Consider the following 22,696-nt stretch of genomic DNA (forward strand, 5'->3'; position numbering starts at 1 on the left):
ACCTCCTATTTCATGTTTTTCTCAATCCTTTCTTTAGCTATTTGACAGTAGTCTTTGTTTATGTCAATTCCAATATATTCTCTGTCCATCCTAATAGCTACCATTCCAACAGTTCCTGAACCCATAAAGGGATCAAGAATTAAGCCTTTTTTAGGACATCCTGCTTTTATACAAAGTTCTACCAGTTTTGGTGGAAATACCGCATAGTGTTTTCCTTTAAACGCACTGGTGTTAATAGTCCAAATATCTCTATTGTTTCTAAACTTAGGGACATTATCTCCTATATATTCTCCATACTCTCTTGCTTCATTTATGCTCTGTCTTTTAGCTCCTGTGCCTTCTTGTAAATACTTATTATCTTTTCCTCTTGCCCTCATATATCTTTTCTTGCTTATTTCTTTTATTGGTTCTTTCATAGCGTCAAAGTTATAGAAATACTTTCTTGCTTTTGATAGTAGGAAGATATGTTCATAAGACCTTGATGGTCTATCCCTACAAGACTCAGGCATGGCATTTTCCTTATGCCAAATAATATCGCTTCTTAAATACCAACCATCCTCTCTTAATTTTAAAGCTAGTTGCCAAGGTATCCCCATTAAGTCTTTTGCCTTGTAGCCACTGAGTTTTTCTGTAATAGACTCTTTTTGACCACTTCTTCCTTCTATGTTTTTAGGATCTTTATATTTTTTTTTGCTTCTTGTCCCTGCATAAGAATCTCCAATAACTACCCAAAGTGTTCCTTCTTTTTTTAATACTCTTTTTACTTCTCTAAAGACTTCAATTAATTTATTTAAATATTCCTCCGGACTTTCTTCTCTTCCAATTTGTCCTTCTGCTTTATAATCTCTAAGTCCATAATATGGAGGAGATGTAATACAGCAATCAAATGTTTTATCTGGAAATTCCTTTAGAGCAGAAATTGCATCTAAATTAATAATATAGTTAGTTTTTAACTTCTCTCTGTCTATCAATTTCTATCCCTTCCTTTAATTCTTCTGGTTTAGTTGTCATTAACTTATACAATTTTGTATCTTTAGGAAATCTATCTACAAAAGGTACTATTGTGTTTCCGTAGAATAGTAATCCCTCTCCCTCATTGGAATTTGTGACGTAGGATAACTGATAAAGAGATATATTTAACTTGTTAGCTAAAATTTCCCTATCACCACTAGCTTGATTAAGCATTAAGATAAAATCAGTGTTATCAAATATATTTTCTATTTCAGGACTGGCTAAAAGGTCCTTTACATTTTGTGTTAATCCTGTTGGAATTCCTCCCCATTTTCTAAATCTCTTCCAAATTTCTATGGAATATGAGGCTGTTTGTTCTTCTCTTAAAAGCAAATGGAATTCGTCACAGTAATATCTGGTTTCCTTCTTATTTCTATTAATAGTTACTCTATTCCACACTTGATCTTGAACAATTAACATACCTATTTTTCTAAGTTGCTTTCCTAATTCCTTAATGTCATAACAAAGAATTCTATTTCCTGTATCTACATTAGTCCTATGGTTAAATACATTAAGACTACCTTTGACATAAATTTCCATTTCTACCGCTAATTTTTTCCCTACATTTTCTTCTTGTTTTAAAAGTAAATTATATAAATCTTCTAAAATTGGCATATTTTCAGGAATGGGATTGTCGAAGTAATCCTTATATAATATCGGAAGACATCTATCAATTACTGAAGTTTCTTCTGCACTTAATCCTTCCTTTCCTACTACAAGTTCAAACAGTGAAAGAATAAAGTCAGACTTTAAAGATAAGGGATTGTCTTCATCGGCATAGTCTACATTTATATCCAACGGGTTTATATAATCCTTACTTGTTGGCGATATTTTTATAACTTCTCCACCTAGTGCCTTAGTTAAATTTCCATACTCACCTTCCGGATCACAGATAATGATGTCATCTTGTGTAATTAAAAAAGCATTGGTAATTTCTCTTTTAGCCGAAAAAGATTTACCACTACCAGGCGTTCCAAGTATTAAACCGTTTGGATTCTTTAAAAGCTTTCTATCTGTCATAATGATGTTACGACTTAAAGCATTTAATCCGTAGTATAAGCTCTCTCCTTCTAAGCACAACTCTTCTGTTGTAAAAGGAATAAAGACTGCTGTAGAGCTAGTTGTAAGTCCTCTTTTTATTTCGATTTCATTTTTCCCAAGTGGTAGGGAGGAAATTAGTCCTTGTTCCTGTCTATAGTTAAGATTTTTCAATACACAATTATGCCTACCTGCTATTGAATTTAGTTGAAAGATTATATTACTCAATTTCTTTCTACTTTTTTCCATATTTGTAAACAAAATAGTTATGACAAACATTCTCTCATTATGATTTTGAAGTTCTACCAATAGTTTCTTAGCATCATTACCATAGGTAATTAAATCGCTTGGAAGAATATCAATATCATATCCTGATCTTATAGCCTTCTTATTTTCTTCAATTTTCATTTTATCCAAGTCCGTTATTTTTCTTTTAATCATCTTTATAGCTTCTGTTTGATCAATGGAATTTATGTGAAATGTTACAATCATATTTTCTTCAACCCCTAAAAATTCTGATAATAATCTATCTGATAATTCAGGTGCTAGAATTTGCAGAAAGTTTACTTCTCCAAAGTATTCTCCAATTTTAAATTGATTGTGAGATGAAAAGTTAAATGATGCTGGTACTATATAATCCTTAGTAGATAGTCCACTATATTTTAGGTCTTCAAAGGAAAAAACAAAATTCTTATTCGGATTTAAGATATCGTGAATAACCTTTAACCTTTCATATCCACTTAATACATAAGCTTTTACTCCCATCTGCTTAAAGTTATTTAATATATCCATTTCCATTCTTTCAAGTCTTGTAGTTGCCTCTTTTAAATCTTGTGCTTGTAAGCTAAAGGTGATATACATATATTTAGTAAGTCCATTATTTCCTTTTTGACTCTGGTTTTTTAGCATTTCCCTGTACTCTTTTCGTATTTCATTATATGAATCGTTTCTATCCGGAACATTGATATTTTTTTCTACTTCTTCATTTTTTCCTATACGATTAATATATGAAAGTTCTATATCAACACTTGGATCAAAATAGTTTAAAAAACTTGAAAATTCATTAAATATACTTTCCTTATCTTCTTCTGTTGAAAGCTGGTAGTTAATATCTAAAAAACGTATCATTTTATTAAATTTGTTCTTCTCAACTTGGCAAATCCCATTTCTCAACATTCTTAAATAAGGGATTGTTTCCTGAACGCTCTTTTTCTTCTTCCCACCAAAAAAGGAAAGCTTCTTTTTGGGCTTTCCTTTTTCTTTAGAAATATTTGCTTTTTTCATCTTTTTTTGACTTATACTAATGCTTTTTAAATCTTCTTTTTGTTTTTTTAAATTTCTTTTTTCTTGATTTAATTTTTTCTGTTGTTTTTTCTGTATTTGATTCATTTACTCCTTTCCTTTCTTTGTTTCTTTATATCATAAATACATTCTGTCTTGTATATCCTTATACTTGTCTGTCTTTTCTTATCTATAATATACTTTAAATATTTTTCAAAATAGATCCCGTCCTTTTCATAAAGAGTTGCAAATATTATAGGAAAAGACACACCTATCATAATTAACATAGATAGGTCATTAGGCAGCACTTTTTTTACCATTAAATATACTGGAAAGCCTATTAGACCTGCAATTGTAAAGCCAATTAATTGTCTTTTTGTTAGATTTAGAGCTACCTTTGTTTTTACTTTTGTTAAGTCCTTTGGGACATTTACATAAGCCATTATTCTAAACCCTCTAAGTAAAAGCCATATATATCTTCTCTGTTCAGATCTTCTAATGATTTTCCCATATTCACTGCTATTTCTAATACTTTTTCATTCGTTTCTTCTCTATTATCTAAAACTTCCGATGTTTTTCTTATAATCATTCTATTTTGTATTTCTCTTGTAATATATCCCCCTATTAAAAGTATTGGGAGTCCTATTGTTCCAAGTGTTTTTAAATTAATTTTTTTGTCCTTTTTTCTTCTAATTTTCATCATCTTCTCCTTTTTTATTAATGAGCATTTAAAATTGATTTTGCAATACTTCCTGATTTCATCATAGTTATACCAAGTATTAAGGTGTATCCTAGTAATTCAAAAATACTTTTGTGTATGTCTGATATATTTAAAGTCTTAACAAGTACGGCATAAATTCCTACGCATATAAGTAGGAATAAACCTTGCAAGCCAAGTGCGAAGAGCCCTCTTATATAGTTTGTTCCAATACTTCCCCATTCTTTATTGCCCATTGTGGCAAAAGGTATGGCGCAAACTGAAGTATAAATATATATTTCTATCATCCTGCCGTATAGAATAACTGTAATTAGTATTGATATCCCTTGAATTATCATCTTTACAATTGATGTCTCTAGTACTATAGTCATTAATTTTCCTATTGACTCTCCTTTTAGGCTATCTACCATATTAGCTATATCACCTGGAGAAACTTTTGCACTAGCATTTGCCACACCTGCTGCCTTTCCTATTAAATTCTGTGCCACATCAAATACTGCCATAGAAAAGTCAAAAGCATGAGATACAAGCCATACTGCTATCCACATTTTTATCATATATTTAAAAAAATCAAAGGTATCTGTGTCATGCATATTATTTTTGTTCATTACCATTTGAATTAATTCAATACATAGTACAGCCGTTATGATAAGACCTGCTATGGGAAGTATAACATTTTCTGAAATAGACTTTATGAAGTGGAAAACCTCCGAGTTCCATCCACTCGGAGTCTTTCCTACCTCATTTGCTATCGTTGATACTTTGTCATTTATATCAAGGAGCATTCCGCTTAAATTTTCCTTGATCATATCAATAAGTATCTCCGAAAAAAACTCTTTGATCTTATCTACTATATTAAACATTTTATTTTAACACGTTTGCTAATAGCGGTATTAGTTTTAAACCTATGAGTACAATTCCCCCTCCAGCCATAAGCTGCTTAATACCTTGAGATTTAGCACCAGGGTTGTCATTCCCATAACCTTCCATCAGGTTGATAACACCCCATGCTCCAAGCCCTGCACCAATTGCTGTAACTAATATTTTTAATACATTTACTGCTTGTGTAAAAAATTCCATTTATATTTCCTCCTCTTTTTCTTCTTTTTTAATTTTATTTATGTGCTTTACGATAAAATTTTTAAATGTCTTGTCTTCTTTTTTTGTTTCCTTAAAATATCCAAAAATATGGATGTATTCTCCACTTTTAAATTCCTTCACACTTTTTGCCTTTTCACCGTAGAGATTACAGTAGATATATTCTTTTTTAACCTTTCCTTCTTCTTTGTTCTTTCTAACTATTGTGAAGTTAGCTACCTCTTTTTCTCCTTCCTTTGTATCTATTGCAGTTATTTTTATTTCTCCTACTAGATTTCCATTAATATTTAGCATGTCTCTTTCCATTTGTTCTATCTCCTTTATTCCATAAAAAAAGCGATAGTTTTCTCTATCGCTTCTACTTCTAATTCATTAATATTTCATTTTTCTCTGTATCTTATTTTTTCGGCTCATCTCTTATATATTTCATTCTTCCTCCTTTGGGCATAAAAAAACACCGAAATGTTTTTTTTCGGTGTAAATTTCTCTATTTAATTTTATGGTTTTAGTAATTCTTTCCAGTTTTCTATAAAACCAACATGTCTTAATTCAATATTTTCATATCTTGCTATTAGTTCCGTTAGATCATGATAAAATTTTTTGTAATTTTCTTCTTCAGAAACTATTTTAAGATTTACTAATGTAGCAAATATTGTGTTGTTTGAAATATTCTTTTTTAAATAATCTTTATATAGCTTTGGTGATTTTGTAAGCTTTGCTCCATATAGCCTGCCATAATGGGCACATATATTTCTTATATAGGCAAAATTTTCTATCCAAGATTCAAAGTAATGGTAGTCTGTATGAAAGACTTTTGCAATTTTACTTTTATCTTCATTTTTCATATTCTTATACATTTTAGATAAAGTTCCAAAACTTGCTACTTCTATCACTGCATAGAGTGGAATTTCTCCACCTTCATAATTGTCTTTAAAGTTTTTTATAAATGGTGAGCGTCTATTTCTTTTAACTTCCCTTGCTAATTCTTCTAGTACCCTTTCTTGTTCCTTTTGTTTCTCAAAATTATTCATATCTTTATATGAAAAGTTCCCATATCTTAAAGAAAAATAGTTTGTGATAACTGCTCTTAAAGAAACCTCAATATGCTCTATTGTTTCAAATATAAGCTGTCTAAGTTCTCTATCAAATTTATATAAACTTACAATATCTTCAAAACTTATTCCTGATATATATCTTCCATCTTTTTTTAATGTGATACTATAAGCTTTAATCAGCCTGTAATAGGATATTCTTCCAAGAATTTTCTTAGCATAAGTTTTATCTTCTACTAAAAGTCCTAAGTCTATTAAGTTTTTTACTTGATTTTCTATACTAATCGGTTCTTGATGAATTTTTTTCATTTTTTCTCCTAAAATCAAATGACCCGACTTGGTCCGCATTGTTAAGAGGCGTGTCGGGTACTGTTGACATTATTATATGTTATAAAATATTTTTTGTCAAGTATTTCCTTTTAATCTTTCCTAAATAGCTATCTTACTTCTAATTTTAAATTTATTCATCTAATATTTCAACTACCATACTCTCTTTTAACTTAACCTCATCTTTTCTCTGCAGGTATTTCTCTATGTCAAATATATTTCTCTTATCATAATCTTCAAGGAACTTATAATTCTTATGTTTGGTTATGTCAAATTTATCTGAAAGAAATGGTCTAACTCCTCTTAATTGGTAGATACATTTCCCACCATCCATTACAGTTATTTCATCTTGACTCATTAATTCTTTTCCAGTTTTTTGATAGTTTAAACCAAAACTCTTTTGATTTGATCTTGTTTCTGATGTGTTATATAGGTCTATGGTTTCTTTGCCTAGGCTTTCAGATAATTCTTTTAATGTTGTTCTTTCTTTGCCTCCTAAAAATAACGTCGAATCACAATTGCCAACTATGGTATCTGCATTATCTTTATAGATACTTTTTAGTTGTGATTGTGCTTGTAATATTATACAAGCTGATATTTCTCTACTTCTAATAGTTGCTATCAGCTTTTCAAATTTAGGAATTAAGCCGATATTTGCGAATTCATCAAGTAGGCATCTCACATGAACAGGAAGTCTTCCGCCATATTCATCATCTGCTTTATCACATAATAGATTAAATAATTGTGAGTACATTATTGATACTACAAAGTTAAATGTATCATCTGTATCCGATATTATTACGAATAAAGCTGTTTTCTTTTCTCCAAGTGTATCAAGCTCCAGTTCATCTTCTTTCATTAAGTCCCTAAGTTCCTGAATATCAAATGGAGCAAGCCTTGCTCCACAGGATATAAGGATTGATTTGGCAGTTTTTCCTGTAACAACTTGTCAAGGACTTTTTAATCATTTTTTATCGCTTTTTGATGTTTTTCTCTATCCATTTCTCTAAGAATTATGCGTTTTAATTTGTCTTGCATTGTTTCCGTTGCATTTTCATTAAAGTGAACAACAACCTCATAGGTTGCTTTACCAATTTTCTTTATAGTTTTTGTTCCTGTATTCTGTTCATTTTTATTTTCGTGCATATATTTTTCCTCCTGTTTGTTTCGATAAAAAAGACGATTAGATTTTTAATTTTCTAATCGCCTTTTAAGTGTCATATTTACATTTTTATTATCTCTGGCATACTTTTATACCTTTTCATACTTAAAGTCTTTAATAGTGGCTTTCCACCTCTTTTTATCTATAAAGATTCTCCTACATCATAGTTCATTTTTTTATTTCCTCCTTGATGTCTTAGTTTTTCTTTATCTTCTTCATACCATTTTAAGATTGTTGCATAGTGGTTTTGATAGGTCTTGCCACTACTTTTCATGTATCTTGATAGTTTATTTATCATTATTTCTGTGTGTGAGTTTAATTTTTCTTTAAGGTTCTTGTATTCTTCTTTGCTTAACCTTACATTTTTGAATTCTCCATAAAAGATGGGGGTGGACTGTTCTTCTCTCCCCTTATCTATACTAACCTTATCTAATCTACCCTTATCTATACTGGGTTGACCACTTGACAACCTTTGGTTAACCAGATGACAACCAACTTTTTCTTCTGAAATATATGCTCCATTTTCCGTCTGATAAAGCTGTTGTTTCTGCTCTATATACATTGTTGGCTTATATCTGTCTTTTCTAATATAGTTATTTATCTTCCAATGAGTAATGACGATAATTCCCTGATCAAAGACTATCACAAAGCCTTTGGCAATAAGTATTTTTAGGTCATCTTCATTAGCTCCGATAATTTTGATGATTTTCTTAGGATTATTTACAAAACCGTCATCATCTGCCCTCATTGATAAATGAAAATACAGGCATTGACTACTTAGTGGCATATCCAAAAATAAGTCGCTATCCACTATCTTTAGTGAAAACATTCTTTTATCTGCCATGCTATCCTACCTTTCTTCAAATAAAAAAAGACGATAGTTTTTACTTCTACCGCCTTTTGTTAGTTCATATTTTATTTTTCTGAATCTAATTCTTTTATAGACTCTTCTATTTCTTCAATAGATGGTAAGCTACTTTTATATTCCTGCTCAAGTAATTTGCTAATTTCATACTTACTTATTCCTATAGGCTGTGAGATATTTTCAAGCGAATATTCAGCGACTACATTATCTTTATCTCTGCAAATTAGTATTCCTATAGTTTGATTATCACTATTTGATTTCATATTCTTATTTACAGCTGTTACATAAAAATTGAGTTGACCTGCAAATTCCGGCTTAAATTTTTCTGTCTTTAATTCTACTACAACATAGGAGTGTAGTTTAACATGATAGAAAAGTAAGTCCATATAAAAATCACTTTCTCCAACCTTGATATGGACTTGCCTACCCATGTAAGAAAATCCTGTCCCAAGTTCCAAAAGAAAAGAAGTTATTTGATTTACTAATGCTTCTTCCAACTCTCTTTCATCATATTTATCCCTTATTGTTAGAAAATCAAAGTTGTATGGATCTTTTATTGTTTGCTTAGCTAATTCAGATTGGACAGCCGGTAATCTATTATCAAAATTAGTAACTGCATTCCCAACCCTTTTATATAAATCTCCATCAATCTGATGTTCCAAAACCGTCCTGCTCCATCCATTTTCAATAGTCTTATCTATATAAAACAAAGCCTCTTTGACATCTTTACACTTATACATAATCCTTTGATTATGTCCCCAAGGAATACTTTTTATTCTTCTTTCAATATCCGATAATTGGGTTACAGCTTGTAACCCAATTAGGTAATCATTATAAAAGTTATACCAATATCTTATGTGTTTTAAGTTTACGGCTGAAAATCCTCCCATGTCTGGAAATTCTTTTCTTAAATCACTACTCAATAATTTTAGAAAACTATCACCCCAAGAATATTGCTTTTGTTTTTCAACAATTTCTTTACCTAAGTTCCAATACAAATCAAGCAACTCATAATTAACTTTTACTGCTGCTTTTAATTGACTGCGTCTAACTTTTTCCTTCAAATCTGAAAGTAATTTTTTATATTCACTATCTCCTATAATAGCTACATCTTTTTTATCCATTCTAATCACTCCAATCTGATTCTTTATTTTATTCTGTTTCTAACGCCAATGGTGGGAGTTTTAATATTTTTATCACAATCAGCTTACGGTAAACAAGCTCATTTTATCATTACACATTTAGTTTAATTAATGTGATTATACCAAAAATGTTAAATCTTTTCTATCTCTCCCTCTCTCTCTTTATCTATCTCTTTATCTATCTCTATATCTTTCTCTATCTCTTGTCGGACATGGGTTGGACTCATTAAGGACAATGTCCTCTGTTTATTTTATCTGTGAAAAATTCCTCTTTTAATTTTATCCAATAATATCTTTTGTTTGTTGCCATATCTGCTCCTCTCTTGATTTTCGATAATCGAAATTCTTGATTTCCGATTTTCGGAAGTCTTGTTATTGTGGTTATTTAAGGGTGTAACTTTTCGTTACTCCCTTAGATTTCTCTGGTCATATCTTTTTTGTTTGGTTTTACTTTTTCTTTTACTTTCCTTTTGACTTTCTCTTTTGTCTTATCCTTGTTCTTGGATAGGTCTTTGTATTTCTTTATTTGTTTTAGGATACTTTCTTTTTCTTTTTTATTTTCTTTGGCTATGACTTGTTTAAAGGCATATTCCATTACTTTTATGTCTTTGGCTTGGAAGAATACTTCATAGTTTTGGGTTTCTTTGTTTTTAATTACTGAAAAGCTTACTCCAAGTTTGTTTAGTTCTTTTTTTAAGTCTTTGAGGTCGCTTTGATCTATGCTTATATTTTCTAGTTGTCCTTTCTTGTATAGGTCTTTTATTTTTATTTCATCGCCCATAAGTCTTTTTAAGTTTCCGTTTGCTTTTTCTAAAGTTTCATTCATCTTTTTTCTTATTTCTTTGTCTAAGTTGATTGATTCTTTTGCTGCCTTTATTGTGTATGTTATTATGGTTTGTGCTGCTTGCCCTGCTTCTTTACTTATTTCTTCGTTTATCATGTTTTATCTCCTTTGTTTGAATTTAAAAAAGGGAAGTATAGGTTTTAATTTTTCTATACTTCCCTTTGATTGTTTTTATTTGATTGTTTGTGGTGGTGGAATGCTTTATTTTGATGTTTTTATATATTTCTTAGGTCTTTGTACCTTTTATACTTTTAAATAGCTTACAATACCTTTCCACCTTTAGTAGTTTGTGTGTGTTCTTTTGTCTGATAGATAGTTTTTCATGTTGGAATATATAATCTGTATTTCTTCATTGCTCATCGCTTTTATTTCTTCTGTGCTTTTATATGTTTTGTATGTTCCATCTTGATCTGCTTTTATGAGTTCATCTATTAGCTCTTGCCTTTTATTCATCTCTATTTCCTCCTAGATCTGCCTTTATTTTCTTGCTCATATTATAGCTTGGATAAGATATTTTTACCAGGTCTTATCTTTCTTGATTTTTGTAGTAGTCTTTGGTCATTTGTCTTTTTTTATTAAACTTATCACTATCTTGCTTATACTCTTTAATCTTTTCTATGATACTTTCTTTTTCTCCTCTCTTAATCGCCTTGTCAATTTCTATGGATAGGTCGATACCATATTCTTTATTCACTACTTCTACTGCATATTTAATATGATTTATTTCCTTGTATCTTTCCCTTATCTTTTCTGACTCTGTATTTAGTTTACTGATTTCATCTTCTAAGCTTTTAATTTCTCCTAACCATTCTTTTTCTCTTAAAGTTTTCTTTCCACTAATTTTTTCAATTAAGGTTCTTGCCCTTATATGTTGGTCTATTTCCTTTTGATTATTCTTGTAAAAGCTTTCTTTGAATATTTTCTTGCTTTCATAGTCTTGGTAGGTTGCTTTTGTTTTTCTTACAGTCTTTGCATAGGCTAAACATTTGTTAAGGTCTTCTATCTTTTGACTGTTTTCTTTTATGGTCTTATATATTTCAGAGTTTTTGCTTCTTAGGGTGTTTATATGTCCTTGTAGGTCTGATATGGTTTTTATTTTGTTTTCTCTTAGATAATTTATTCCACTTGCATATCTTTTTAGATCATAGATTGCTTTGTTTCTTTTGCCATAAAATGATAAGTCAGCTCTATTGTTTTCTTGCATTTCTTGATAGAAGCTTAAATATTCATAGAGGTTAAAGAGTCCTGATTCATTTTCTATTTGCTTTTTACTTTGGTCTTTATATTCCTTGTATGATTCTTTTAGCTTATCTTTGAAGCCTGCTAACCATGATGTTATTTTCTTTATTTCATTGCCTATATTTTTTAATAGTTCATTCTGTCTTTTTATTTCTCGATTTATATCTCCTTTTTCTGTCCTTATTCCTTTTCTTTCCATTGCACTAGCACTTGCCCCTAGATGTATTGTTGGTATTTGTTTTATGCCTTGCCTTTTAAAACTCCTATGGTCTACTCTTTTTTCTGCTCCTGCTCTTTCTAAATATTTGTTACAAAGATCTGAAAAATTTTCTCTCCATTTTTCTACATTGCCTTTATCGTTCCAGGTTGTTAGTTCTACTTTTCTTGTCTTAGGTTTTCCATTTTTGTTTAATACTTTTTCTCCTTTTTCATCTAGGATATATTCTTTTTTACTTTTTTGCCCCCATGTTCCATCTTCATTTATTGGTCTTACTATGGTCATTATATGGGCGTGAATGTTTTGATTTCCCTCTCTACTTTCATCATGAATTGCTAGGTCTACTATCATTCCCTCTTTTACAAAATTGTTTTGAACATATTCTTCTATCATCTTTTTATTTTCTTCTATGTTTAACTCTTTTGGTAATGATATGATAAAGTTTCTTGCAAGTTGGGCATTAGAGTTTTTCTCAAATAGTTCTACCGAGTTCCACAAGGTTTTTCGGTCTTTATATTCTTCTGGTGCGTGATCTGGCAAAAATATTTCTTTGCTAATTACTCCTTGTTTTTTGGTATAGTCATGGGTTACTCCGTCCCATTCATTTTTTATTTTTTCTCCACTTATATATGCTGCACTTGCTACTGCACTTTTGCCTTTTCCTCTTGATATTATGTTTACTGAAAAATGAAAACTGTCTGCCATTTTTATCACTTCCTTTCTTTTTTTGTTGTTTTAGGTGGAGGCTTAATAGATTTTTTATATCCACTTTGTGAATGAGCGTTTTGAAATGATAGAATAGAAAAAGCCGTCTACTGAATTAATTTTTTGTTGTTTCAGTATGTCGGCTTAATTGTTTTGTTCATTTCAAATTTTAAAAGTCAAGGGCGAGCCTTAGCGAGTTTATTTACCCTTGATTTTTAAAAAGCGAATGGTTGTTGGTCGCTTCAGGGTTTGGCTCCGCAAGACGCAAGCACCCTTTAGGGTGTATAATTGCGCCCTTAGAAAATCTAAGGGAGATTTGATTATTTTATTTTCCCTAATTTTCTCTCATTATTTTTAGTGTTTCTTTAAATTCTTTTGTCTTTGTTGCTTCTTCTAGTAGGATTTTTATTTCTTCATCTGTTAGTTCTTCTGCATTTTCTATAAGGCTTTCTAAAATTGCTCCTCTTGTTACTAGCCTATGAGTTCTTTCTTTTCTTCTTTTCACTATGTCTTGTTTTAATATCTTCTTTTCTTGATTTTTTAGTTGCCTTAATCTTTCTTCTGTATGGTCAATTTTATCTTTTATTTCTTTTGATTCTTTTCTGATTTGTTCTAATTTTTTCATACAAAACTCCTTTCTTGTAATAAAAAAAGACGATAGAGTTTTTAATTTCTATCGCCTAGGTTATTTCTCCTATTTATTTTTATTTTACACCCTTTTCAATTTTGCAAGCTATAGGTATCTCTATAAAAAATACTGTATATTGTCCAAACTCACTTGTTGCTCCTATGTCTCCTCCCACATTATTAAGTATTTTTTTTACTATTGATAAGCCTAATCCCATTGATTCTTTATCAGTCGTCCTAGCTTTATCCACTGTGTACAATGGATTAAATATTTTATCTAATTCAGATTTCTCTATGCCCTTTCCATTGTCTTTAAATTCTATTATAACAGTATCTAGGTTTTCTTTTGCAATTATATCAATTTCCAATGGGTTTTCCCCTCTATATTTTATAGAATTTGAAAACAGATTTTCTAATATGATTTCAAGCATCCTGTCAGATAAACCTATCACTGTACTTTCTTTTATATTATTTTGATAAAATAAATTTTCTATTTCAATTGTAAATGATCTATTTAATTCATCTACAATTCTATCTAAAGATTCTCTAGCTTTGATATGATTTATTTTTTTGTCATATATATCAAGTAATGAATAGTCTTTTAGTTGTTTGATTCGATTATTCAATTGTTTGATCTTTTTGTTTATTATCCTTATATATTCGTCTTTTTTTTCTTGGCTATCAGCAACTCCGTCACTTATTCCATCTATGTGGGCTTGTATTACAGATAAGGGAGTTGATAAATCATGGCTTATAGAGGCTATCAGCTCTTCTCTTTCTTCTTTTGCTTTATTTTCTCTTTCCCTATATGATTTTAAGGACGCTACCATTTTATTAAAATTATCTAATAATTCTCCTATTTCATCCACCCTATCATTTTCTATATATAAATCATATTCCCCTTTAGATAGCTTTTTAAAATTATCTAGCAAATCATATATAGGCTTTATAATAATCTTATCGACGTAAGCTAAAAATATAGTCGATATAATGACAATTACTATAGCTATTAATATAGAAATTGATGTTAAAGATAACAAAAGACTTTTAGGTTCTTTTTCTGGTATTCCTAAGACCAACAAAAATAAAATTGGTATTAGAATGATTGATATGACAAATACTATTAAGTTTTTTTTAAGTGATTTAGATTTCAAATTTATAACCTACTCCCCAAACTGTTAATATATATTTTGGATTCTTTGGATTATCTTCGATTTTTTGACGGAGTCTATTTATAGTAACGGTTACAGTATTTAAATCTCCATAACTATCGAATCCCCAGATTCTCTCATATAGTAGTTCTCGACTAAAAACTTGTCTTGGATTTTTAGATAAAAATACTAAAAGTTCAAATTCATTTCTACTTAAATCAAGATCCCTACCATTTTTTTCTACCTTATATTCTTTAGTATATATTCTGATATTTTCTATGTCTATTATTTCAAGAATTTCCTTATTAAAAACTTGGCTTCTTCTAAGTTGAGCATTAACTCTTGCAAGTAATTCTCTTGGTCTAAAGGGTTTGGTAATATAATCATCTGCTCCAAGATTAAGTCCCTTTACCTTATCAAATTCATCAATTTTTGCTGACAAAATCAAAATCGGTATTGTAGATTTCATTCTTATATTTTTGCAGATTTCATAACCATTCATACCTGGAAGCATTAAGTCTAGTATTACTAAGGACGGCTTAAATTTATCAAAAATTTCTATTGCCTTATCTCCTTCTGTACAAATTTCTACCTCATATAGCTCTTTTACTAGATAATCTTTTATTATATTTGCTAAGTCAAGTTCATCTTCTACAATTAAAATCCTACTCATCCTACAATCTCCTATTTTAATATTTCTACCCTTTTAAAATAGGAAATATTGACAAAATATAAGATTAAAATACCTATTAATGAAGTAGCAATATACAAGCTAAGTTCAATACCAAATTCCCCTTTGATTAATAAAGATGGTATTTTATAAACATGTCTTACTAAAAATAAATATTTTAATTTTTCAGGACCTATTAAGCTTAGAATATAATATAAAAATCCCATTCCCATAACACTTGAAGCATTTTTTAAAACAAGACCACCATACACAATAATCATAGCTAAACATATTAGTGGCAAAATAATAGAAATTTCACTAAAAAATACACTAACAAAGGCTCTTATTCCCTCTAACTTTACTCCTCCAAGCAAAATAGCTTGCCCATCAGAAATCAAAACTGTTCCATCATTAAGCATTATTTTTCCAACCAAAAAAGATGAAATTATATCAAAAATCACTAAGGCTATTAGCCACATGATTATAGTTAATATTTTTGCTTTTATAAATTTTTTTCGATCTCCATTTACCATTATTGGTAATTTGATAAGACCTTTTTCATACTCTATAGCTGTTAAGTCTGAGGATATATAAATCACAAATAAGACCAAAAACAAAACTGTATCTGGAACTGAAACTAAGGGCAATGACATCCAATTCATATCTGTATGAATAAATTGATTCGCTTTTATTATATGAGAAATTAAAATTATTAGAAAAAATAGATAATAAAATTTATTTTTCCTTTGTTTGTATAACTCAAAATCTATAAACTTTTTCATATCTCACCCTAGTATAAAATATCTTTCTTTTCTAAATAAATATTGCTTATTATTAAAAATAAAGCTAATAATATCCCGCTTGCTATTATTAGAATACTAATTTCATTAGCAGACACATTTTTTATCATTGTAAATTTTTCTCCCATACTTGTATTAAAGAAAAATATAAGACCAACAATAGAAATGATATTTGCTAGACTTACATTTTCTATAAATAATCCTATTGACATACTTAATAATCCGTAGGTAATTGTTGGAAAAAGAATCTTCCCATAAGTTAAGAATGTATAGATTAAATCACTAGCTTTTGTAAATCCTGGTCTTATTAAAGATAAATCACTCATATTTTTAAAATATAGGATTCCAAATAAATAGCACAAAAGAACAAAAATTGTAGTTGCCATTATACAAAATATTATAAAGGCAATTTGTTTGCTGACTAAATTTTTAATTCTTGACGGTTCTTTCAATATGCTCAATTTCATTGTGCCTGCTACTAGGTCCTTAGTTACTAAGGCATTTGCTAAAATTGGTATAAAAAATATTAATATTTGCATATAAATATCTAAAAGGCTTGCAGGAAAAGTATAAAAACTATCAATATTCCAAACGCCTTCTTTTGGATCATACATGGTAATATTCATCCAAATTAAGAGTCCGGCTGACAATAAAAATACATATCCTATCTTTGATTTAATGATTTTCTCTAATTCATTAATAATTAATGCTTTCATTTTTCCCACCTACTTTATCAAAGAAAAGTTCTTCAAGATTAGATACATTATTTTCTGAAACTAATTTTTTTACATCACCTTCTATACATAATTTTCCGTCATGTAAAATTCCAACTCTATTGCAAATACCTTCCATTTCATGAAGAAGATGGGATGAGATTATAAATGTTTTATTAGAAGTTTTTGCCAAAGATACTATAAGTTCATTTATATCCCTCATTCCATACGGATCTAGTCCATTAGTAGGCTCATCTAAAATTATTAAATCTGGATTTCCTAATAAGGCGTTAGCAATGCCAAGTCTTTGTTTCATACCCATGGAGTATGAGGCAAATTTATCTTTGCCCCTATCTTTTAAACCTACTAATTCAAGTAATTTATCAATATCTTTATCACTTGTACCATCAATTAGTTTTGCCATCAATTTTAAATTTTCATATCCAGATAGATTTTCATAAAACTTAGGAGCTTCTACCATAGCACCTATATTTTTAATTGCTTGATCTCTATTTTTTATTACAGACTTCTCATTTATTAAAATTTCTCCAGAATCAGACCTAATTAATGATGTAATCATTCTAATAGTAGTTGTTTTCCCCTCTCCATTTGCTCCAAGAAAACCATAAACATCTCCTTTAAACACAGTCATATTCAGATTATTTATAATCTTTCTTTTACCATAAGATTTACATAAATTTTTTATTTCAAGTACTTTTTCGGACATAATTTCCTCCTTTGATGATTCTATTATAAGAGGTAAATATAACAAAACTATAAAAACAACATAATTTTTAACTAATTTTTGAATAACAATCAGTAATATTATTTTAATTGGTCTTTAAATTTCATATTAATGAATACGAAACTCGTACCATTATCTTCACAAGCCATAGTTATTGCAGTGGCATTATTACAAGTCCTGCTATTGTTATTCTTAATAAAAAGATTTGGTTATTTTATTTTTATTAATTTTCTCTCATTTTTTTTAGTGTTTCTTTAAATTCTTTTGTCTTTGTTGCTTCTTCTAGTAGGATTTTTATTTCTTCATCTGTTAGTTCTTCTGCATTTTCTATAAGGCTTTCTAAGATTGCTCCTCTTGTTATGAGTCTATGAGTTCTTTCTTTTCTTCTTTTCACTATGTCTTGTTTTAATATCTTTTTTTCTTGATTTTTTAGTTGCCTTAATCTTTCTTCTGTATCGTATATTTTATCTTTTATTTCTCTGGACTCTTTTCTTATTTTTTCTAAATCTTTCACACATAACTCCTTTCTTGTATTAAAAAAAGACGATAGAGTTTTACCTTCTATCGTCTAAGTTATTTATCCTATTTATTTTACGCCCATTTCAATTTTGCAAACTATAGATATCTCTACAAAAAATACTGTATATTGTCCAAACTCAATTCTTACTACGATGTTCCCCCCACATTATTAAGTATTTTTTTACTATTGATAAGCCTAATACCATTTATTCTTTATAACAGGAAAATGTATCGCTTATATTGAGTTTGAAGCCTTAGCTTTTTTTAACTACTGGAATTATAACTTGTACACAGGCATATCCCTCTGGAGTGTTAGATAGATATAGTTCTCCACCATTTTCTCGTATTACTCTTGCTGTGAAATACAATCCGACACCTTTTATATTTTGTGTGTAATTCTTTTTTTCAGAAAAGCCTTTGTCAGTTGCGTGGACTAAGGCAGCATCTGAAAAATGTGATCCAGAATTTGTGATTTTGTATTCGGCTTTCCCGTTTGAAACGATAAATGTTAGATGAATTGATTGGGGTGAATGACCATGCTCACAGGCATTAAGAATAATATTAGTTAAGGCTTGATGAATTGCACTTTCCTCTGTGGTTGTATAATCATCTGTATCTTGAAATTGGCTTTTCCACTCATTCCCATATTGCTCACTTAATATATGTCCTTCTTGATTTATTTTGAGATTTAAACTATCTAATGGCAATGGTTCCTTGACAAGTTGGTCGTTATTTTCATTACTAAGTTGTAGTTGCAATCTATCTGCTACCTCTTCCAATCGATTCAAATTAAAAATAATGGATTCGGTATATTTCAATAGATTTTCATTCATTTTTTCTTTATCATCGTCAGATAGGAATAGAGTTAATTGACTAAGATCTTCTTTCATAAACTCAGCATTTGCACGAGCAACGGTCAACGGAGAACGATAATCATGTAGCATTTGGGTTGTTTGTTCTCTTATTTTATGCTCACTATTCCAAAGTTCTTCTAATGTTGCTTTTAGATCAACACGCATGTGGTCCATAAGGTTCCCTAGCTCTCTAAACTCTGATATTGATAGGGAGGAAGGGACAGGTATATTTAGATCTCCATTTCCTATGGAAACAAGAGCTTTTTGTAGCGGTAATACATCTTTATAAATATGTCTGGTAACAGACTTTGCAAACCACATGGTTGGAATAAGAAGCGTAAGAGCAATTATGAAAATAAAAAGTGATTCTACTCTTGGAAGATGTGCATTTGCCCAATCTGAAGAATATAACACACCTATCCTGTATTTAAATACGCAGACTCTATTATTGTATACAACCTTTGAAAAATAGCCTTTAGAAAAAGGGATTTGTTTTCCATCTAAATAGTCTAAAGCATTCTCTTGATCCTCTATCTTCATATTTGAATTAATAACTTCATTTTCATTATTTAGCTGAATGTAGCCAATATTATCAGGTACCCAAGTTGAGTTGAAATTTTGGCTAGAAATGATTTTTTCCCTTAAGATTTCAACTTGTTTTTCTTCGTGGTTGGCAAAAGTATATAAACCATGCCTAACTCCATAGTGGAAACCGATAACCAATAAAAGAAAAAGAAAACAAATGATACCTATGAACACTAAGGAATATATAGATAATATTTTCCTTAGTGTATTTTTCTTAGAATATATATTTTTTATTCCCATTTGTAACCGACTCCCCAAATTGTTTTAATTGGATCAAGTTGATAAGTTGAAAATTTTTTTCTGATATTTTTTATATGTTCAACTATAGCTGCAGACTCAGATTCTGTCCAAAATCCACCGACTTGTTCGAGAATATGTTCTCGTGAAAAAACTTGTCCCTTATGTCTAGCTAAGAGTTCGCAAATTTCATATTCCATTTTTGTGAACTTGATAGTTTCTCCCTTTATTTGTATTTCTTTGGCATTCAAGAGAAAACGAATATCTCCAAAAGATAGGTAAGAATGATGAACACGCTCTTCCCTTCTTAGATGTGCTTTTACTCGACTGACTAATTCCAATGGTGTGAAAGGCTTGCGAATGTAATCGTCCCCGCCAAGCGCTAATCCCTCAGCGACATCTGCTTCTTTGGATTTGGCTGTAAGAAATAATATTGGACAATCTACTTTTTCACGGACATTTCTGCAAAGTTCAAAGCCATCTATATCGGGCATCATCACATCGAAAATCATCAAATCAAATTGATCGAGAGATAAACTTAAAGTTTCTTTTGCTGAGGCACAAGTATATACAGAGAATTGAGCACGCTTTAAACTTGTTTCAATAACAGATCTAATTTGCTCATCGTCATCAACTACAAGTATGTTTTGACCCATATATTCACCTCTCCTTTCATTAAATTTAGCCTGAGCCAAAAAGAGTACTTATATTATGAGAGCACTCTTATCATTCAAAATCATAGTATGATATGGAGATCTTGAACTTTTAAATAATTTAATATTATTCATCACTATTATCGGCTCTACCATCCCATTTATTAAACCATATAGGAATTAAAGTAACAAGTGCAATGGTTACTATGATACATATCAATAGACCATATCTCAGCTCAGCTGCAATCTTAAGAATATAATCTGTATGAAAAGTATCTAGAATCATTAGAGATGAAAATCTAGCTGCCCATGTTGGCGGAAGGTAATACCAAAACTTATCCAAAAGTCCAGTACATCCTAAAGCCCCAACCAGAATAAAAATGACTCCAGAACCTATTGACCATGACGTACCAAATTTAAAAGCGATAAATAGATGGATAAAAACTAGGCAAATAAGTGGAATAAGCATAAGAATAGTAGTCAAGACGTAGGATATGGTAATCATCTTTCCATACAGCAAAGCAAACCCAGCAACAGCAATGATTAAACTAAGACCTGTCATAATAACCAATAAAATAACAAGTGATATTAGCATTTGAATTCTTGATTTTCCAACACATAAAATATTAAAAGAAGAACCCGCACGTTGTTCCTGCTGAACAATACCAGTACACAACATGACAACCAAGCAATCCATAAATAAGGATAAGGCTTGAAAAAATCCAGATATATTTTGCTCATTGCTCCATGAAGAAACGGAATAATAAGCGATAAAAAGTCCTACACAAATAATTGGCCAAAGAATGGTTATATAAAATAGCGGACTTTTTACTATTTTATAAATATGCGAATGTAAACATTTCAACATCAAAATCACCTCGCTTCTGATTTTTTATAAAGGGTGGTGGAAACAATGGACAAAACCATCGTTAGTACCACAGATGCAACAATTGCAATTAAAACATCATAAGATTGTGTATAAATCAAATCTTCTTCAACAGGCAAACCATTAGGTAAAAGCCCTAAAATAGAAATCATGGAACGATTTACCCATGCCCATGGGCAAAACATCCAATATGGTTTTAGTGCTAAAAACACACCTGAAAAAGAAATAGCTAAATTGACCACTACCGAAAAGATCACCCCTAATTTTTTTGAAATTATAAAGCTAAAAGGGATTTGCCACATGGTTGTGATAAACATGACTATAATCCCTAAAAATATCGAAGCAATACTTAATTGCTTAATTTGATTAATTCCAAACAAACTAAAAATAAATGGTATACAAACCACAGCAACACTTAATAGAAAACAGGAAAGAAGAGCATATCCTAATACAACCAAAAGTTTAGAGCTCCATATTTTTCCTTGAGAAACTGGTAGACAACGGATTGCACGAAGTCCGTGCTTTCCGTTATCTATATTAACAGCTGTTGCACTGATTAATGCGAATGTAGCAGGTAAAAAAACTACATAGTACCAGTTGAATAAATTCAAGGAAAAATAACCTTGTTGAACAATAGCCATTAGTGCTAAGCAAAGAGGACTAGCAATAGCAATTCTTCTTGTTGCAGTTCTTTTTGTTTTCAAGAACTCGGCCATTAATATAGTTGAATTACTCATTGAAACCTCCTTGCTGATTACTAACAACTTTCATAAAAAGTTGCTCCAAATCCATTTTTGAATCAAATGCACCTTGATAACCTAAATGTCCTGATGCAATGATTCCAATATGATCTGCAATATGTTCGACTTCAGATAAAATATGAGAAGACAGAATTACAGTAGTTCCTTGTTGTGAAAAACCTCTAATAAGTTCTCTCAATTCCTTTATTGCAATGGGATCAAGACCATTCGTTGGTTCATCTAGAATTAAAAGTTTTGGATTACTAAGTAAAGCCAAAGCGATTCCTAATCTCTGCTTCATTCCCATTGAAAATTGTCCAGTACGTTTTTTCCCTGTATTAGTAAGACCTACAATCTGTAAAACTTCTTGAATTCGCTCTTCTTCAATCCCTAAAGCTATTGATCGTACACGACAATTTTCATAGGCAGTTAAGTTTGGATATAGTGGTGCATTTTCAATCAATGCACCAATTTCAGAGAGATTTGAACGATTCCAAGGATTATTATTGAATATGATTTCACCAGATGTAGGTGTAATCATACCGCAAATCATCTTGAGAAGAGTAGACTTTCCGGCTCCGTTTGGTCCCAATAATCCATAAATTTTTCCTCTTGGAACATTGATATTAACGCAGTCCACCGCTTTTTGTTTCCCAAACTGCTTTGATAGATTTCTAGTTTGTAATATAAAATCATCCATAGTATATTTCCTCCTTATCATTTCTTTACGTATGTAATTTTAGGAGAAAAAAATAAGGAAATTATAAGGATTTAAAAATTTCCATAGTAGGTAGTAAGTGAGCCTTTTATTTTTCGA

General features: G+C 30.2%; 26 protein-coding genes and 1 pseudogene. All 27 read right to left on the reverse strand.

What is annotated here, in order from left to right; translation table 11 throughout:
* Positions 1–5: 5 nt before the first annotated feature.
* The 27 genes and pseudogenes from ASHG_RS03100 to ASHG_RS03230 all read right to left on the reverse strand — a co-directional run bounded on the left by ASHG_RS03100 (position 6) and on the right by ASHG_RS03230 (position 22,579).
* Positions 6–971, reverse strand: coding sequence for a DNA-methyltransferase (locus ASHG_RS03100; protein WP_040397465.1), 966 nt, complete (start codon positions 969–971; stop codon positions 6–8).
* Positions 943–3,438 carry a VirB4-like conjugal transfer ATPase, CD1110 family gene (locus ASHG_RS03105; protein WP_019132982.1) on the reverse strand — a complete coding sequence of 832 codons (2,496 nt, stop codon included), beginning with the start codon at positions 3,436–3,438 and terminating at the stop codon, positions 943–945. The genes ASHG_RS03100 and ASHG_RS03105 overlap by 29 nt, the downstream gene beginning before the upstream one ends.
* The gene (locus ASHG_RS03110; protein WP_002838958.1) at positions 3,435–3,773 is read right to left on the reverse strand and encodes a PrgI family protein; all 339 of its coding nucleotides are present in this window, start codon (positions 3,771–3,773) and stop codon (positions 3,435–3,437) included. Before ASHG_RS03110 ends, ASHG_RS03105 begins: the two co-directional genes overlap by 4 nt.
* Positions 3,773–4,030, reverse strand: coding sequence for a hypothetical protein (locus ASHG_RS03115; RefSeq protein WP_019107263.1), 258 nt, complete (start codon positions 4,028–4,030; stop codon positions 3,773–3,775). The genes ASHG_RS03110 and ASHG_RS03115 overlap by 1 nt, the downstream gene beginning before the upstream one ends.
* A gap of 17 nt (positions 4,031–4,047) precedes the next feature.
* Positions 4,048–4,911: a VirB6/TrbL-like conjugal transfer protein, CD1112 family gene (locus ASHG_RS03120; RefSeq protein WP_004838430.1), complete on the reverse strand. Its 864-nt coding sequence runs from the start codon at positions 4,909–4,911 to the stop codon at positions 4,048–4,050.
* Position 4,912: 1 nt separating this feature from the next.
* Positions 4,913–5,128: a Maff2 family mobile element protein gene (locus ASHG_RS03125; protein ID WP_002838961.1), complete on the reverse strand. Its 216-nt coding sequence runs from the start codon at positions 5,126–5,128 to the stop codon at positions 4,913–4,915.
* Positions 5,129–5,452 (reverse strand): single-stranded DNA-binding protein, encoded by a 324-nt coding sequence (locus ASHG_RS03130; RefSeq protein ID WP_040397468.1) that lies wholly within the window; start codon positions 5,450–5,452, stop codon positions 5,129–5,131.
* 191 nt (positions 5,453–5,643) lie between these two features.
* Entirely contained in the window at positions 5,644–6,507 is an 864-nt protein-coding gene (locus ASHG_RS03135) for an Abi family protein (RefSeq protein ID WP_040397469.1), read from the reverse strand.
* Positions 6,508–6,658: 151 nt separating this feature from the next.
* A pseudogene (locus ASHG_RS03140) lies at positions 6,659–7,474 on the reverse strand (VirD4-like conjugal transfer protein, CD1115 family); the annotation flags it as partial.
* Positions 7,475–7,485: 11 nt separating this feature from the next.
* Positions 7,486–7,671, reverse strand: a complete 186-nt coding sequence (locus ASHG_RS08975; RefSeq protein WP_040397470.1) for a transposon-encoded TnpW family protein — start codon at positions 7,669–7,671, stop codon at positions 7,486–7,488.
* 158 nt (positions 7,672–7,829) lie between these two features.
* Positions 7,830–8,531 (reverse strand): hypothetical protein, encoded by a 702-nt coding sequence (locus ASHG_RS03150; protein ID WP_040397472.1) that lies wholly within the window; start codon positions 8,529–8,531, stop codon positions 7,830–7,832.
* Positions 8,532–8,602: 71 nt separating this feature from the next.
* A complete protein-coding gene (locus tag ASHG_RS03155; protein ID WP_040397474.1) occupies positions 8,603–9,676 on the reverse strand; it encodes a PDDEXK nuclease domain-containing protein in 1,074 nt (357 codons plus the stop codon).
* Positions 9,677–10,106: 430 nt separating this feature from the next.
* Positions 10,107–10,634, reverse strand: a complete 528-nt coding sequence (locus tag ASHG_RS03160; RefSeq protein WP_040397475.1) for a PcfB family protein — start codon at positions 10,632–10,634, stop codon at positions 10,107–10,109.
* A gap of 183 nt (positions 10,635–10,817) precedes the next feature.
* Complete coding sequence (locus tag ASHG_RS09100) at positions 10,818–10,991, reverse strand: hypothetical protein (protein ID WP_040397477.1); 174 nt, start codon at positions 10,989–10,991, stop codon at positions 10,818–10,820.
* A gap of 73 nt (positions 10,992–11,064) precedes the next feature.
* Positions 11,065–12,699, reverse strand: a complete 1,635-nt coding sequence (mobQ, locus tag ASHG_RS03170; RefSeq protein WP_040397479.1) for a MobQ family relaxase — start codon at positions 12,697–12,699, stop codon at positions 11,065–11,067.
* A 334-nt stretch (positions 12,700–13,033) separates the two neighbouring features.
* Positions 13,034–13,324: a DUF3847 domain-containing protein gene (locus ASHG_RS03175; RefSeq protein ID WP_040397481.1), complete on the reverse strand. Its 291-nt coding sequence runs from the start codon at positions 13,322–13,324 to the stop codon at positions 13,034–13,036.
* A gap of 79 nt (positions 13,325–13,403) precedes the next feature.
* Positions 13,404–14,480, reverse strand: a complete 1,077-nt coding sequence (locus ASHG_RS03180) for a HAMP domain-containing sensor histidine kinase (RefSeq protein ID WP_040397482.1) — start codon at positions 14,478–14,480, stop codon at positions 13,404–13,406.
* Positions 14,470–15,150 carry a response regulator transcription factor gene (locus ASHG_RS03185; protein ID WP_040397483.1) on the reverse strand — a complete coding sequence of 227 codons (681 nt, stop codon included), beginning with the start codon at positions 15,148–15,150 and terminating at the stop codon, positions 14,470–14,472. The genes ASHG_RS03180 and ASHG_RS03185 overlap by 11 nt, the downstream gene beginning before the upstream one ends.
* An 11-nt stretch (positions 15,151–15,161) precedes the next feature.
* Complete coding sequence (locus ASHG_RS03190; protein WP_040397484.1) at positions 15,162–15,929, reverse strand: ABC transporter permease; 768 nt, start codon at positions 15,927–15,929, stop codon at positions 15,162–15,164.
* An 8-nt stretch (positions 15,930–15,937) separates the two neighbouring features.
* Positions 15,938–16,663: an ABC transporter permease gene (locus tag ASHG_RS03195; RefSeq protein ID WP_002839700.1), complete on the reverse strand. Its 726-nt coding sequence runs from the start codon at positions 16,661–16,663 to the stop codon at positions 15,938–15,940.
* Entirely contained in the window at positions 16,644–17,387 is a 744-nt protein-coding gene (locus ASHG_RS03200) for an ABC transporter ATP-binding protein (protein ID WP_040397486.1), read from the reverse strand. Before ASHG_RS03200 ends, ASHG_RS03195 begins: the two co-directional genes overlap by 20 nt.
* Positions 17,388–17,628: 241 nt before the next feature.
* Positions 17,629–17,919, reverse strand: coding sequence for a DUF3847 domain-containing protein (locus tag ASHG_RS03205; RefSeq protein ID WP_040397488.1), 291 nt, complete (start codon positions 17,917–17,919; stop codon positions 17,629–17,631).
* A gap of 259 nt (positions 17,920–18,178) precedes the next feature.
* Positions 18,179–19,603, reverse strand: a complete 1,425-nt coding sequence (locus tag ASHG_RS03210) for a sensor histidine kinase (protein WP_040397489.1) — start codon at positions 19,601–19,603, stop codon at positions 18,179–18,181.
* Entirely contained in the window at positions 19,594–20,256 is a 663-nt protein-coding gene (locus ASHG_RS03215; RefSeq protein ID WP_040397490.1) for a response regulator transcription factor, read from the reverse strand. Before ASHG_RS03215 ends, ASHG_RS03210 begins: the two co-directional genes overlap by 10 nt.
* Before the next feature lie 124 nt (positions 20,257–20,380).
* Positions 20,381–21,121 carry a lantibiotic immunity ABC transporter MutG family permease subunit gene (locus ASHG_RS03220; protein ID WP_016648566.1) on the reverse strand — a complete coding sequence of 247 codons (741 nt, stop codon included), beginning with the start codon at positions 21,119–21,121 and terminating at the stop codon, positions 20,381–20,383.
* Positions 21,122–21,126: 5 nt separating this feature from the next.
* On the reverse strand, positions 21,127–21,876 hold the full coding sequence (locus ASHG_RS03225) for a lantibiotic immunity ABC transporter MutE/EpiE family permease subunit (RefSeq protein WP_040397492.1): 750 nt from the start codon (positions 21,874–21,876) through the stop codon (positions 21,127–21,129).
* Complete coding sequence (locus tag ASHG_RS03230; RefSeq protein ID WP_040397493.1) at positions 21,869–22,579, reverse strand: lantibiotic protection ABC transporter ATP-binding protein; 711 nt, start codon at positions 22,577–22,579, stop codon at positions 21,869–21,871. The genes ASHG_RS03225 and ASHG_RS03230 overlap by 8 nt, the downstream gene beginning before the upstream one ends.
* Positions 22,580–22,696: the final 117 nt, after the last annotated feature.

Origin of the sequence: Anaerococcus senegalensis JC48 (assembly GCF_000321005.1) — a bacterium.
GTDB classification, from domain to species: domain Bacteria; phylum Bacillota; class Clostridia; order Tissierellales; family Peptoniphilaceae; genus Anaerococcus; species Anaerococcus senegalensis.

Coding starts and splice junctions, on each gene's coding strand:
- mobQ (WP_040397479.1), bottom strand. CDS start 12,699: ATGGCAGACAGTTTTCATTTTTCAGTAAACATAATATCAAGAGGAAAA.
- ASHG_RS03135 (WP_040397469.1), bottom strand. CDS start 6,507: ATGAAAAAAATTCATCAAGAACCGATTAGTATAGAAAATCAAGTAAAA.
- ASHG_RS03130 (WP_040397468.1), bottom strand. CDS start 5,452: ATGGAAAGAGACATGCTAAATATTAATGGAAATCTAGTAGGAGAAATA.
- ASHG_RS03195 (WP_002839700.1), bottom strand. CDS start 16,663: ATGAAAGCATTAATTATTAATGAATTAGAGAAAATCATTAAATCAAAG.
- ASHG_RS09100 (WP_040397477.1), bottom strand. CDS start 10,991: ATGAATAAAAGGCAAGAGCTAATAGATGAACTCATAAAAGCAGATCAA.
- ASHG_RS03200 (WP_040397486.1), bottom strand. CDS start 17,387: ATGTCCGAAAAAGTACTTGAAATAAAAAATTTATGTAAATCTTATGGT.
- ASHG_RS03185 (WP_040397483.1), bottom strand. CDS start 15,150: ATGAGTAGGATTTTAATTGTAGAAGATGAACTTGACTTAGCAAATATA.
- ASHG_RS03115 (WP_019107263.1), bottom strand. CDS start 4,030: ATGAAAATTAGAAGAAAAAAGGACAAAAAAATTAATTTAAAAACACTT.
- ASHG_RS03120 (WP_004838430.1), bottom strand. CDS start 4,911: ATGTTTAATATAGTAGATAAGATCAAAGAGTTTTTTTCGGAGATACTT.
- ASHG_RS03220 (WP_016648566.1), bottom strand. CDS start 21,121: ATGTTGAAATGTTTACATTCGCATATTTATAAAATAGTAAAAAGTCCG.
- ASHG_RS03215 (WP_040397490.1), bottom strand. CDS start 20,256: ATGGGTCAAAACATACTTGTAGTTGATGACGATGAGCAAATTAGATCT.
- ASHG_RS03150 (WP_040397472.1), bottom strand. CDS start 8,531: ATGGCAGATAAAAGAATGTTTTCACTAAAGATAGTGGATAGCGACTTA.
- ASHG_RS03190 (WP_040397484.1), bottom strand. CDS start 15,929: ATGAAAAAGTTTATAGATTTTGAGTTATACAAACAAAGGAAAAATAAA.
- ASHG_RS03225 (WP_040397492.1), bottom strand. CDS start 21,876: ATGAGTAATTCAACTATATTAATGGCCGAGTTCTTGAAAACAAAAAGA.
- ASHG_RS08975 (WP_040397470.1), bottom strand. CDS start 7,671: ATGCACGAAAATAAAAATGAACAGAATACAGGAACAAAAACTATAAAG.
- ASHG_RS03110 (WP_002838958.1), bottom strand. CDS start 3,773: ATGGCTTATGTAAATGTCCCAAAGGACTTAACAAAAGTAAAAACAAAG.
- ASHG_RS03175 (WP_040397481.1), bottom strand. CDS start 13,324: ATGAAAAAATTAGAACAAATCAGAAAAGAATCAAAAGAAATAAAAGAT.
- ASHG_RS03230 (WP_040397493.1), bottom strand. CDS start 22,579: ATGGATGATTTTATATTACAAACTAGAAATCTATCAAAGCAGTTTGGG.
- ASHG_RS03155 (WP_040397474.1), bottom strand. CDS start 9,676: ATGGATAAAAAAGATGTAGCTATTATAGGAGATAGTGAATATAAAAAA.
- ASHG_RS03160 (WP_040397475.1), bottom strand. CDS start 10,634: ATGATAAACGAAGAAATAAGTAAAGAAGCAGGGCAAGCAGCACAAACC.
- ASHG_RS03210 (WP_040397489.1), bottom strand. CDS start 19,603: ATGGGAATAAAAAATATATATTCTAAGAAAAATACACTAAGGAAAATA.
- ASHG_RS03125 (WP_002838961.1), bottom strand. CDS start 5,128: ATGGAATTTTTTACACAAGCAGTAAATGTATTAAAAATATTAGTTACA.
- ASHG_RS03105 (WP_019132982.1), bottom strand. CDS start 3,438: ATGAATCAAATACAGAAAAAACAACAGAAAAAATTAAATCAAGAAAAA.